The organism is Bacillus sp. JZ109 (genome assembly GCF_053903135.1).
In genome coordinates this window covers 1,902,487-1,914,659 of sequence record NZ_CP096388.1, presented here as the reverse complement: position 1 = coordinate 1,914,659, position 12,173 = coordinate 1,902,487, and the positions used below count along the sequence as shown (strand labels likewise).

Annotated in this window: 14 protein-coding genes; 1 reads left to right on the top strand and 13 read right to left on the bottom strand. The window is 43.6% G+C overall.

Going from position 1 to position 12,173, the window contains the following annotated elements; genetic code table 11:
- Positions 1 to 6: 6 nt before the first annotated feature.
- Together dapB and M1D94_RS10140 are read right to left on the bottom strand one after the other, a co-directional pair.
- Positions 7 to 810, bottom strand: coding sequence for a 4-hydroxy-tetrahydrodipicolinate reductase (gene dapB, locus M1D94_RS10145; protein WP_282627246.1), 804 nt, complete (start codon positions 808 to 810; stop codon positions 7 to 9).
- An 11-nt stretch (positions 811 to 821) separates the two neighbouring features.
- Complete coding sequence (locus M1D94_RS10140; protein ID WP_004398044.1) at positions 822 to 1,157, bottom strand: nucleotide pyrophosphohydrolase; 336 nt, start codon at positions 1,155 to 1,157, stop codon at positions 822 to 824.
- A 139-nt stretch (positions 1,158 to 1,296) separates the two neighbouring features.
- Here M1D94_RS10140 and M1D94_RS10135 point away from each other — a divergent pair, with 139 nt between their 5' ends.
- On the top strand, positions 1,297 to 2,169 hold the full coding sequence (locus M1D94_RS10135) for a YitT family protein (RefSeq protein WP_003230635.1): 873 nt from the start codon (positions 1,297 to 1,299) through the stop codon (positions 2,167 to 2,169).
- A 41-nt stretch (positions 2,170 to 2,210) separates the two neighbouring features.
- On the opposite strand, the gene ypjB is transcribed toward M1D94_RS10135, so the two are convergent.
- The 11 genes from ypjB to hisC all read right to left on the bottom strand — a co-directional run bounded on the left by ypjB (position 2,211) and on the right by hisC (position 12,163).
- Positions 2,211 to 3,005 (bottom strand): sporulation protein YpjB, encoded by a 795-nt coding sequence (gene ypjB / locus M1D94_RS10130; protein ID WP_124048164.1) that lies wholly within the window; start codon positions 3,003 to 3,005, stop codon positions 2,211 to 2,213.
- Between the two features lie 68 nt (positions 3,006 to 3,073).
- On the bottom strand, positions 3,074 to 3,667 hold the full coding sequence (gene lhaT, locus M1D94_RS10125) for a lipoprotein heptaprenylglyceryl N-acetyltransferase LhaT (RefSeq protein ID WP_017696530.1): 594 nt from the start codon (positions 3,665 to 3,667) through the stop codon (positions 3,074 to 3,076).
- Positions 3,668 to 3,777: 110 nt separating this feature from the next.
- On the bottom strand, positions 3,778 to 4,545 hold the full coding sequence (locus M1D94_RS10120; RefSeq protein WP_003225562.1) for a menaquinol-cytochrome c reductase cytochrome b/c subunit: 768 nt from the start codon (positions 4,543 to 4,545) through the stop codon (positions 3,778 to 3,780).
- 34 nt (positions 4,546 to 4,579) lie between these two features.
- A complete protein-coding gene (gene qcrB / locus M1D94_RS10115; RefSeq protein ID WP_003225560.1) occupies positions 4,580 to 5,254 on the bottom strand; it encodes a menaquinol-cytochrome c reductase cytochrome b subunit in 675 nt (224 codons plus the stop codon).
- Position 5,255: 1 nt separating this feature from the next.
- Entirely contained in the window at positions 5,256 to 5,759 is a 504-nt protein-coding gene (locus M1D94_RS10110) for a ubiquinol-cytochrome c reductase iron-sulfur subunit (protein WP_003230627.1), read from the bottom strand.
- Between the two features lie 142 nt (positions 5,760 to 5,901).
- Positions 5,902 to 6,348, bottom strand: coding sequence for a YpiF family protein (locus M1D94_RS10105; protein ID WP_014480115.1), 447 nt, complete (start codon positions 6,346 to 6,348; stop codon positions 5,902 to 5,904).
- A gap of 54 nt (positions 6,349 to 6,402) precedes the next feature.
- Positions 6,403 to 6,942 carry a ReoY family proteolytic degradation factor gene (locus M1D94_RS10100; protein ID WP_014477176.1) on the bottom strand — a complete coding sequence of 180 codons (540 nt, stop codon included), beginning with the start codon at positions 6,940 to 6,942 and terminating at the stop codon, positions 6,403 to 6,405.
- Positions 6,943 to 7,013: 71 nt separating this feature from the next.
- On the bottom strand, positions 7,014 to 8,285 hold the full coding sequence (locus M1D94_RS10095; protein ID WP_103804407.1) for a tetratricopeptide repeat protein: 1,272 nt from the start codon (positions 8,283 to 8,285) through the stop codon (positions 7,014 to 7,016).
- Positions 8,286 to 8,619: 334 nt separating this feature from the next.
- On the bottom strand, positions 8,620 to 9,906 hold the full coding sequence (aroA, locus tag M1D94_RS10090) for a 3-phosphoshikimate 1-carboxyvinyltransferase (RefSeq protein WP_172850966.1): 1,287 nt from the start codon (positions 9,904 to 9,906) through the stop codon (positions 8,620 to 8,622).
- A 10-nt stretch (positions 9,907 to 9,916) separates the two neighbouring features.
- Positions 9,917 to 11,032 (bottom strand): prephenate dehydrogenase, encoded by a 1,116-nt coding sequence (locus tag M1D94_RS10085; RefSeq protein WP_014480118.1) that lies wholly within the window; start codon positions 11,030 to 11,032, stop codon positions 9,917 to 9,919.
- Positions 11,033 to 11,080: 48 nt separating this feature from the next.
- Positions 11,081 to 12,163, bottom strand: coding sequence for a histidinol-phosphate transaminase (hisC, locus tag M1D94_RS10080; RefSeq protein ID WP_282627247.1), 1,083 nt, complete (start codon positions 12,161 to 12,163; stop codon positions 11,081 to 11,083).
- Between the last annotated feature and the right edge of the window lie 10 nt (positions 12,164 to 12,173).

Sequence of the window (12,173 nt, the reverse complement as noted above, 5' to 3'; positions counted from 1 at the left end):
CCCCGTCTAATCAATGATATTTTCTAAACCGTACACAAGCTGATCAACCTTCATGACTTGTTCGACTGACAGTTTAACGCCTGACATGAAAGAAGCCCGGTTATAAGAATCATGGCGTATCTGAAGCGTTTGGCCATCCATGCCGAACATGACCTCCTGATGCGCGATCAGTCCCGGAAGACGGACGCTGTGCAAGCGAATGCCGTTTTGCTCCGCTCCTCTTGCTCCTGGGAGAATTTCTTTTTCATCCGGATGTCCTTGCTGCTTTTCTTTACGGACTTCTGAAATCATTTCCGCTGTTTTAAGCGCAGTTCCGCTTGGCGCGTCAAGCTTCTGGTCATGATGAAGCTCAATAATCTCAACATCCTCAAAATAGTTGGCAGCCATTTTTGAAAATTTCATCATCAGTATCGCACCGAGCGCAAAATTTGGCGCAATGATGGCTCCGATCCCTTTTTCTTCTGTTAAAGACGTGAGCTCTTTTAAATCGGCTTCTGAGAAACCGGTTGTTCCGACAACTGGACGGACTCCGTGCTCTAATGCAATTTTTGTATGTACTTTTCCGATTTCGGGCGTTGTTAAATCAATCAAGACATCCGGTTGTGTTTCTGTAAAACAGGCATTGATATCTGTATAAATGAAAGCATCTGACTCAACAGGCATCACATCAGATAATTTTTGCTGATCGTATGTATGGTCTATGGCCCCGACAAGGTCAAAATGAGGTGTTCGTTCTGCCAATTTAACAGCTTCCTGCCCCATTCTTCCACGCGGTCCCGCAATGACTACTTTAATTGTTTCGTTTGACATCTCGATCTCCTCTACTTTCCTTCTTCTTTTCTGGTCCAGCGATCTTTATCTCTTGTATTAAATTTATGCATGACTCGGTCGTGGGCTTCCTCTAAAGAGATATCAAGGGAGTTGGCTAAACAAACCAATACAAATAGCACATCGCCCATTTCCTCTTCCATGCTTTTATCATCTTCAGTCGCTTTTTTTGGTTTTTCTCCATAACGGTGATTCACTTCTCTGGCAAGCTCGCCCAGTTCTTCAGTCAGCCTCGCCATCATGGCCAGCGGGCTAAAATATCCTTCTTTAAATTGGCCGATGTAACGGTCTACTTCAGCCTGTATGTCTTTCATTGTTTTATCACTCACTGAACGAAACCTCCTATCATCCTCTTACATGTTAGCTAATTCAGATACGTTTGACAAATGTTTAAGCACGTTTGCTGTTTTCTTTTTCATCCACTATAATATAAACGCTATCTAATGGAAGGAAAAGGGGTTTTGTGTGATGCTTGGAGAAATTAGATTAAAAAACATATTTTTTATTTTAATCGGAGCGGCAATTTTTTCATTTGGCTTGGTTCATTTCAATATGCAGAACAATCTGGCTGAGGGCGGTTTTACAGGTATTACACTTTTGCTTTATGCCCTTTTCCACATCAGCCCCTCTATCTCGAACCTGGTGTTGAACATTCCGATTTTTTTTATTGGCTGGCGTTTGCTCGGCAGGACAATGTTTGTTTATACCCTTGTCGGCACTGTAGCCTTGTCTTTGTTCCTCAGCATCTTTCAGCGATATGAAATACATATGCCCCTTCAGCACGACTTAGCGCTCGCCGCTTTATTTGCCGGCGTATTCATCGGAGCCGGACTGGGAATTATTTTCAAGTTCGGCGGAACGACAGGCGGTGTTGATATCATCGCACGTTTAGTGAATAAGTATTTTGGGATCCCGATGGGCAGAACGATGTTTGCTTTCGATGCCTGCGTCATCATTTTGTCTTTGCTTACTTATCTCTCCTATAAAGAAGCGATGTATACGCTGGTAGCTGTATTTGTAGCGGCAAGATTAATCGATTTTATTCAGGAAGGCGGATACGCTGCTAAAGGCGCTACGATCATCTCTTCGAAAAACGACCTGATTCAGAAAAAGATTCTTGAAGAAATGGAACGAGGCGTCACCATTTTGAAAGGACAAGGTTCCTACACAAAAGAGGATATAGATGTACTTTATTGTGTGGTGCCGAAAAACGAATTGGTGATGCTGAAAAGCGTGATTAACTCCATTGATCCCCATGCCTTTGTAGCGGTAAGCGATGTTCACGATGTGCTCGGAGAAGGATTTACGCTTGATGAAAATAAAAATCCGCTTCCGCGCTGACATGTAATAGAAAAAAGGCGGCTGACCGCCGCCCCTCATCCTTATTTAGGGTAGTCCCTTTTTTTCAGCTTGTTTTTTTCCGCCTTGTACTTTCTGTAACCGACATAGGTAAGAGCAGTAATGATGATACTGCCGGTTGTAATCATCACCCAGAGTAAAGACGGATCGGCATCATCCTCCTCCACCCTGTCAAACACATTTTTCAGGTCATGCTGAAGAAGGGAAAGCCGTTCAAGCTTCGTGCTCTCTGTCATTTGCTGAAATTCCTCTTGCTCAATGACGTCTATATGTTTTCCGACTGTTTCAAGCTGATCCTCTGATACATCGATTGTAAGACTAGGGTAAATCAAGTCATATAAACTGATAAATTCATTCCACTTTTCATGAAAGCTTGTGCTTCCATTCTTTTGGACATCTCGCTTCAGCTCAGTAAAAGCTTCCATAATCGGTTTTTCCAGTGATCCCCAAAGCGGGTCAGACCGATTGTCAACCGCATCCATCAGCATTCTGAACTGCGCGGCTGCTCTGAGTTTTTGTGTGTCTGATGTATCAGCTTGCTTTAAACTCCGAATCATATCATTATAGCCCAATGTGATTTGACGAATTTGGGCTCCCGTTAGCATGGGGTCTTGCTGTTTTTTCTCAGCGGATTTTAATGTTTTTTCAAAATACTCCAAGACTTGAAGCGCCTCTTCATATTTCGCCTGTCGGGTCATTTGAAAGACTGTATCGGATAAATCATTCAATTCCTCGAGGCTTCCCCGCTCTGCAGCCTTGGCATTTCCATTATAAAAAATAAGTGCAATCAACAAACAGATCGTCAGCTTTCGTTTCATGCAGGTCCCTCCCACTCTCTCTCCTTACAGAATATGAAGAAAGGGACAAGGATAGACCAACATTGTCTTTACATCAGCTCAAGCTTCGTTTGCTTTTTTGAGACCACAAGAAAGTAAGCAAGCCCGATTGAAAAGATGCTTAGCCAAAATGTTCCGTATCCTATTTCAGTCATATAATCAGAAAGCATAGAGTATTGCGGCATCATATCAAACAAGTAGTCAATGACATCGTTATGCAGTGTCCAGACTGCAGCAATTGCAAGATGCCAAAATGAAAAACGAAAATACGGACTGTATAATACGCCTTGAACTGCCATTGCAAAATGCGAAGCAATTAGCATGTAGCCCTCCCACGGCAAGTCACCAGTTACTGCAAGCACAAGAAAATTCATAGCCACCGCCCATAGGCCATACTTTACGAGGGTAACTAGCGCAAGCGCCTCAAAGAGCGGAGCATTCCGTTTCATGAGAAAGGCAAGCAGCACAAACAGAAAGAAAAACGTTGCTGTCGGACTGTCCGGAACAAAAATCAGGAAACGGGCCGGTGTCTCCAAAAGCTGCGGCAAGTACCAATAGTAGCCGTAAACCGTTCCCAGAAAATTAATGGCTAAGACAAGAATAAGCATCGGCCGCTGCCCTAATACATATTGAAACCATTTCACATCGAATCAACTCTCAGTCTGTAAAAATAATATGTCCATATAAAAAAGCTGACGCCGGGTCAGCTTTTGATAATAAAAGTATATCCTTCCATTTGACAATTCACAATACGTTATTTTGCGGTTGTTTCAGAAATAAATTTTGCAAGTTCTTCGAGTTGCTTATCATTTCCTTTGAACACACCCGCCGGCATTTTGCCTTTCCCTTCTACAGCGATTTTTTTGATTTCATCCGGTTTCAGCCCGCTGTCAACCAATGAAGGCCCGGCCGCTCCTCCCTGAAGGTTATCCCCATGGCAAGAAATACAGCCCTGTTCCTTAAAAACCTTATATCCTTCTGCATTGGTGTCAATGTCGGCTTCTTTTGTAATTTTCCCCTGTTCTTCTGCCTTGGCCCAGTCATGAGTAGCAACTGACTGCCACGTCAAAAATACAGCAGCGGAAATGGCCAGAAGCATCATACCGACAGCGACCGGACGCTTCCACGGCCTTCTTTCTGTCCCTCTGTCTAGGAATGGAGCCAATAGCAGGGCCCCAAAAGCGAGACCTGGCATAATCATGGCGCCGACCACTGTAAAGCTTCCAGCGGCGTATTCATATTTCAACAGCTGGTATAAGAAAAGAAAATACCAATCCGGCAGCGGAATATAACCAGTATCAGTCGGGTCCGCCATCCGCTCCAAAGGCGGCTGATGCACAATCGTCAAAACGAGAAAACCGATGAGAAAGACAGCTCCAACCATCCATTCCTTTAACAAGAAATTTGGCCAGAAAGCCTCTGTTTTACCGGGATACTCCGAATAATCCTTCGGTATATTCGGCTTTTTTTCAGCCGGTATCCTTGAGTCGCCTACAAATTTCATCCCTTTGCCCCGGTGCATGTCATCCCCTCCCTTTTATTCGCAGATCAAGAGTTTAAAGCGGTCCTGAAATCCCCTGCTTCCGGATCATAATAAAATGTGCAGCCATCAGCCCGAACAATGCGGCAGGAAGAAAAAATACATGGATCGCAAAAAACCTAGTCAGCGTTTGGGCGCCTACAATATCCGGATGCCCTGCAAGGAGCGTTTTAACTTGCGTTCCGATCAAAGGCGTGGCTTCGGCGATCTGCAGCCCGACTTTTGTTGCAAACAGAGCCTTCATATCCCAAGGAAGCAAGTAGCCTGTAAAGCCAAGACCGAGCATAACAAAAAAGATCAGCACACCGACAATCCAGTTCAGCTCGCGCGGTTTTTTATACGCGCCTTGGAAAAAGACCCTCAGCGTATGTAAAAACATCATCACAATGACCAGGCTCGCACCCCAGTGGTGCATCCCCCTGACAATCTGGCCGAATGCCACTTCATTTTGCAAATAATATACCGATTCCCAGGCATTTTTGATATCAGGCACATAATACATCGTTAAAAACATTCCAGATAATACTTGGATAACGGTTACAAAAAACGTCAGTCCCCCAAAGCAATACACAAACGCAGAGAAATGATGGGCGGGATTCACATGTTCCGGTACTTCGTGATCGGCAATATCCCTCCACATCGGTGTAATATCAAGCCGCTCGTCTACCCAGTCATAAATTTTGTTCAGCATGTCACCCTTCCCCCTTAGGCTTTGCTTTTCCAAGATACAGGAAGCCGTCTTTTACTTCTTGCTCATAATGATCAAGAGGCGCAAGCGGCGGCGTGCCAGGGACATTGGTGCCGTCCTTTTCATAGAGTCCGTAATGGCATGGACAAAAGAATTTATTCGGGTTTTTAGGATCACTATTCCAGTTCACCGTACACCCTAAATGTTTACAAATTGGCGAAAGTGCTACAATTTCATCCCCGTTTTTGAAGACCCAGGCTGATCTTGACTCTTCAGACTCATACCAGGCATCGACTTGATTAATTTTAAAATCAAAGCGCTGCGGCTCTTTTGTCAACTCATCAACGCTGACAACTTGAACCATATCCTGCTTCCCTGTCGATTTTAATACCGGGTCGAGTGCGAAGCGAACCATAGGCATGAGCATACTAGCCGCCATAAAACCTCCTACGCCTGTGAGCGTGTAATTCAAAAATTGACGTCTGGATATATCATGTTTTCCGCCCATCTCTTCTCCCCCCTCTAGGTCACCCCTGCAAACTGACTAAAATAGAAAATATTGCAATAACTCTAGACACCCTCATAATATATGAATCTCTCAGCAAGGTCAATATAGCCAAAATATTGTTCATAAGGAAATGTAAGTGTTTTTATGAAGTGCTCCATAACTGTAACAAAACGTTCAAAATTTCAGCAGTGCGTTCATCCAATATTTTTCTTTTTAAAGAGTCATTTAAATGCTCTAATGGAACAGAAGGTGTAACAATCATTTTGCCTAACGCATCCTCAGCTCTCCAACTTTCGTCAGATGTGAGCAGGACAACATGCGGAAATTCCGTTATCAGCTCTTCCCGCAAATCCTTAAGCCCTTGAACGGTTATTTCATTTCTATCAACATATGTATAAGGCGGAAGTAAATATACCCGTCCCTTTAACTGCCTTTCAAGTTCTTCTGAGAGAAGCTGCGTAAACTCGCCTTTCTCCGCCGCCATTTTAAAATGGTTATTAACCCTTATGTTAATTAATGGTATGACAGCGGTATCAATGTAATCCTTAGCTTGTAAATAGTCCTTGGCATCAGTGATTCTCCACCTCATCGTTCTCCCCCTTTACGGCAACAAGCCTTGCAATTCACTGCAAGGCTGGTCATATTATGTGAGCTGATTTAATTGGCGCGATAATTGTTCAAATGCCTCTTTATCATGACGATCTAACGCCTCGTCAATGTCTTTTAATAATTTTTCTCTTTGGAATGTGGAAATAGCGTGCTCTAAAATCTGTTCCGCCAATCCCTGATCTTTTTTATTCTCAAAAAGATCTTTCGGAATATGCGGGTTGGACTCCAGCACCGCCGCATATTCAGGTGAGCTGTAAGCCGAACGGAAATTAAGCTGGATAAACAAATCCTGCTGTTTATTTAATCTAATATCATGAAAAGATTTTTCCGCGTCGGTAGTCATGACATTCTCTTTATAGAACCGGAACGGAACTTCTTCAACACAATGTGTTGACATTATAATGCCTCTCGGGCAAAATTCAGCCTGCTCCACAAAATGAACCTTCTCCATGAGAGAATCATGGCTCATTAAGTAGTTCAAGATCCAAACGCACTCTCGGCGCTTTAACTGATAATGGTTTAAAAACCAACGGATAAAATCTTTTTTCTCATTGACAGAAACAGGGGTCTGCATGTAATTCCCTCCTCTATCGTTCGTATAATCTATATACTTATATGTTCCACATGAATGGTTAATATTCCTGCTTATCTAGAAAATTCATCCTCGATTCGCAAAATCGTTTCTTCAAGCTCTTCATTGGCTCCGTCCATTTCAAGAACCTTTTTCAAAAGCGGCAGCGCTTCTTTTTGATGGCCTTCTTCTAATAGGAAGCTTGCGTATTCATATAAGAAATCTCTATCCTCCCGATAATGAAGATAGGCAGCCTCAAAGGATTGTTTTGCTTCCTCGTATTGCTCTAATTCAGTATATGCGCTTGCAAGATACCAATTGTATTTCGGATCTTCTTCACCGTAGCTTCGAACCTCTTGAATAAGATCAATGATCTGATCATAATCCTCTTCTTTGTGATACACGGCAAGAAGTGTATGAAGCGCCTCGACAAAGCCCGGATCAAGCGCAAGCGCCTCCTGAAGCAGCTTTTTCCCCTCTTCTGACTTCCCGATTTTTAAGGCCATTTTGGCGGCATAAAGGAAAAGTTCTTTGTTATATTCATCATATCTGATCCCCTCTTTTGCCGTTTTTAATGCCTCTTCATACATCCCTTCAGCTTCATAGCTTTTCGAGAGCGGCATATAAAGTGAAGTATAAGATGGATCAAGCTCCTTTAAATCAGACAGCTGCTTAATAGCTGTTTTCACAAGCCCCGCCTGTAAGGCTGTAAAACCATAGCCGAAAATCGTATTAGGATCAGGATTCTCATCGACAGCTTTCTCATACCATGGAATGGCATCCTCAAATTCACCTGAGGCACTTAACGATTCTGCCAGTCTTTGATGGACATTAACGCCTCCGATCTCACTCTGCTCCTCAGCCGTTGTTTTAAAATATTGAACCGCTTTTGCATAGGCTCCCTGAGCAAAGTAAAGTTCTCCCAGTGCAAAATCAATAACAGGTTCATTGTCCAGAATGGACTTTGCCTGTAAAAGCTTTTGTTCACTGACTTCGAATAACCCCTGCATCTGATAAAGATCCGCCATAAGCAGCAAACTTTCCGGATATGATGGATCTGTTTCCGGAATAGTCTCCAGCACAGCGAGGGCTTTTTCTTCTTCGTCAATATCTATTAAAAGTTCAGCGTAGAAATTCGTCAGTTCTGTTTCATTTGGATATAAATCATGTAGATCACTAATCAGTGAAATTGCTTTTTCTACATCGCCCCACTCGTAATAAAGCTGGGCTGCAATGGCTTTATCTTCATCATGCAGCTGTTTTTCAGCCTTCGAGAGCGTGTTGAGGCCTTTTTCTGTTTCACCTGCTTCAACTAATTTTATGGCTTCTTGAATCAATGTATTCAAATCGGACCGGTCCTTTCTTTTCCTATACAACATCAACCATACAAAAAAGCTTTATTTGTTCGGGTTAATCTTATCATAATTCAGACGAATGCCCCCGGCAAATAAGATGCTTCTGTACGGAAGGGAATTATTGAGTCTTATTAGTTTACCAAAAGATCTTGAGATAGAAAATGAAAAAAGGAAGATCGCCCTCTGTACAGTAAAGCAGCTCTTTGACCTGCCGGCTTGTAAGTAAAGCACATCCCCCCTTTTTGTTTTTCTATCCCCTCTATAAGACAAGCTATGTTTTTTCGCCTCGAATTATGATCTGCATAAAAAATCCTGAAGTAAAACTTCAGGATTTTTTCGAAAGCTTATTTAAATGCTCGAAGAAGGTTGGATAAGAAACGTGAATGGCATCCGTGTGCTCGATTTCAATCGGCTCCTCCGTTATACAGGAAGCAATACCAAGCATCATTCCGATTCGATGATCTCCGTGGCTGGACACTGCCGCGCCGCCTTTCAACGTTTGTTTGCCATAAACCTTCATTCCATCTGCTGTCGGTTCAATTTCAGCACCCAGCTTGCGAAGCTCAGAAACAACAGTATCAATACGGTTTGTTTCTTTCACTTTTAGCTCTGCCGCGTCCTTAATAACGGTAGTTCCTTCCGCCTGAGTCGCAAGAAGCGCGATGATAGGGATCTCATCAATTAAACGCGGAATGATATCTCCTCCGATTTCAACTGCTTTTAGAGATGACGTTTCTATAATCAAATCTCCATAAGGCTCTGCACCGCTATCAGCAGATGGTTTGATTTCAAGTTTTGCCCCCATGTTTTGAAGGACGTCAATAATACCTGTCCGAGTCGGATTTAAACCTACGTTTTTCAATACAATTCTGCTGTTTGGAACCATCGCGCCAGCAGCAAGGAAAAACGCGGCTGAAGAAATGTCTCCAGGAACAAAAATATCAGCAGCTGTCAGTTTCTGGCCACCAGCAATGGAAACACTCGTTTGATCTTCAGAAAGCTTAACGCCAAAAGCAGAAAGCATCCGCTCAGTGTGGTCCCGAGATTTATGGGGCTCTGTGACAGTTGTTGTGCCCTCAGCCTGTAATCCGGCCAGCAAAACAGCAGATTTAATTTGCGCGCTTGCAACAGGTGATACATAATCAATTCCTTTTAATGAAGCGCCGCTCACTGACAGCGGTGTAAACTCTCCGCCGGCTCTGCCGTCGATTTTAGCCCCCATTTTTTTCAAAGGCTCAGTCACACGCTTCATTGGGCGCTTCGCAATGCTCTCATCTCCGGCTACCGCGCTGTAAAAAGGACGGCCCGCCAATATTCCGAGCATCAGGCGAATCGTTGTACCTGAATTTCCGACATCTAAAAGGCTTTCTGGCTCTTTCAGGGCATCGATTCCTTTTCCGTGAATCACGACATCGCTGCCGCTTTGCTCAATGTGAACACCCATTTTTCTAAAGCAATCGATCGTGCTCAGACAATCTGCTCCCGGCAGAAAGTTTTTAACTGTTGTTGTGCCTGCCGCTAGCGCGCCAAACATAACAGAGCGGTGAGAAATGGATTTATCACCCGGAATATGTATTTCTCCATGTAAGATCTGCACCTTTTCTCGTTTCATTTTTTCCACCTCAATCAGCATAAAAAGTTTCATATTCCGCCCGGGCTTCAATGCATTGTTCTGCCCTTTTGCGGTCGTCATCAGACTGAAAACTGATCCTTAAAATCCCGTTAATATCCTCTCGTGTTTCGATAATGCGGATATTCGTGATACTGATGCGCTCCGCAGCTAAGATCGCTGTTATCTCGGATATTACACCCGGATGATCGGGTACATCCACATATAAATCATAAAATGCAGGTATCGCTCCCTTCTGCCGAAGCGGCAGCCCGTCGCGATAATCCTTGGCTGTTTTAAAATAACGAAATAGATTTTCCGCATCTTCTTGTTCTACATATGTACGGATCTTGTCAATTTCACGAATCCACTCATCAAAACGGTCTAAGATTTTATCTTTATTATGTAATAAAATATCCCGCCACATTGCCGGGCTGCTTGATGCAATCCTTGTAATATCTCTGAACCCGCCGGCAGCAAAACGCTTAACAAGCGGATACAGGTTTTCCGAATGATGGGTTTGGTGAACAAGACTGGCTGCTACAATATGCGGAAAATGACTGATTACACTTGTAACGCCATCATGCTCCTCCGGCGACATTTCCACAAAATGGGCATTCGTCCCCTTCAGCAGGTTTTTTAACTGTTCCACAGCTTGTTTGTCCGTTTTCTGGCCTGGCGTTAAAATATAAAATGCATTTTCAAACAGGAACTCCTTCGCAGCGGCCACTCCTGATTTATGTGAACCCGCCATCGGATGTCCTCCGACAAATTGATAGCGGCTAGGCAGCACTTGATCAGCGTAATCAACCACTTTTTGCTTTGTGCTTCCTACATCCGTAATCAAAAGCTCATGTTCAATTCCTGAATGAGCCAGCTCTTCAAGCATAACCAGTGTTTGTTCAACAGGTGTCGCAATGATTACTGTAGCTGCCTCTTTCGCACCGCTAATAAACGAATCAGCACGATCGTCTATCACACCTAATTTTAATGCCGCTACCGCCTGTTCATCAGAGATGTCGATTCCGATAATCCGTTTGCCGGGATGATTTTTTTTGATGGCTAGGGCAATCGAACCGCCTATCAATCCGAGACCGGCGAGCAATATTGTATCTTTCATTTGATTCATACGTCATCACCTGGTTTATAGACTAAAGAGGTGATATTTGATCACCTCTTATAAAATTTCAGCTAAAATGGCAAGTATTTCTTCATTTTGCTCTTTTGTTCCGATCGTAATCCGGAGTGATGTCGGGAAACCTAATGCATTTCCTGACCGGACGATATAGCCTTTTTCCAGCAGAGCCTGAAACAGTTCATCAGCAGGACGTTTAAAGTCAATTAACACAAAATTTGTCTGTGAAGGGTAGCACTTTAAACCATGAGTTTTCACAAAATCATAATACTGCTGAAGGCCTGCATTATTTTGCTCAACACAGGAAGCAATAAACGCTTGATCATCAAGTGCGGCAATCGCCGCAGCCTGGCCCAGACGGCTCGTATTAAACGGCTCTCTCGCCGGCTCAATCTGGCGAATCAGGTTCTCGTCAGCAATTCCGTATCCGACTCTGAGCGCTGCCAGACCGTATGCCTTTGAAAATGTGCGCAAAATCATCAAATTGGAAAACTTGCTTAAGAGCGGCACGGTTTCCGGGTAATCCTCTGCTGTTACATATTCATAATATGCTTCGTCAAGAACAACAAGGACACGTGAAGGAACGCGCTCCAGAAATGCGAGTAATTCTCCTTCAGATGTATAAGTGCCAGTCGGATTATTCGGGCTGCATATCCAAACGACTTGTGTCTGTTCGTCGATGGCTTCTAACATGGCGTCTAAATCATGTGAGCCGTCGGGACGAAGTGCAATTTCACGCACTTCAGCACCTTCAATAACCGCATTATGTTTATATTGCGGAAAAGTCGGGGCAGCAGTGATCGTATTGGTTTTATTGTTTAGAAATGCCCGGCAGATGATCTGAATGATTTCATCAGAACCGTTGCCGAAAATAAGTGATGTTTCGCTGACATCGAGGTGCTTACTGAGCCTTGTCCGCAAAGCGGCGCTATACCCGTCCGGGTAAAGGGCTAGCTGTTGAATCTCATGATGAAGCGCCTCTTTTGCAGCCTCTGAACAGCCGTAAGGATTCTCGTTTGAAGCAAGCTTCACAACTTTGACCAAGCCATATTCTGATTTCACTGCTTCAATCGGCTTTCCAGGCTGATAAGGCTTCAGCTGTTTTAAATGTTCTTTGATACGCAAATCAGTCACC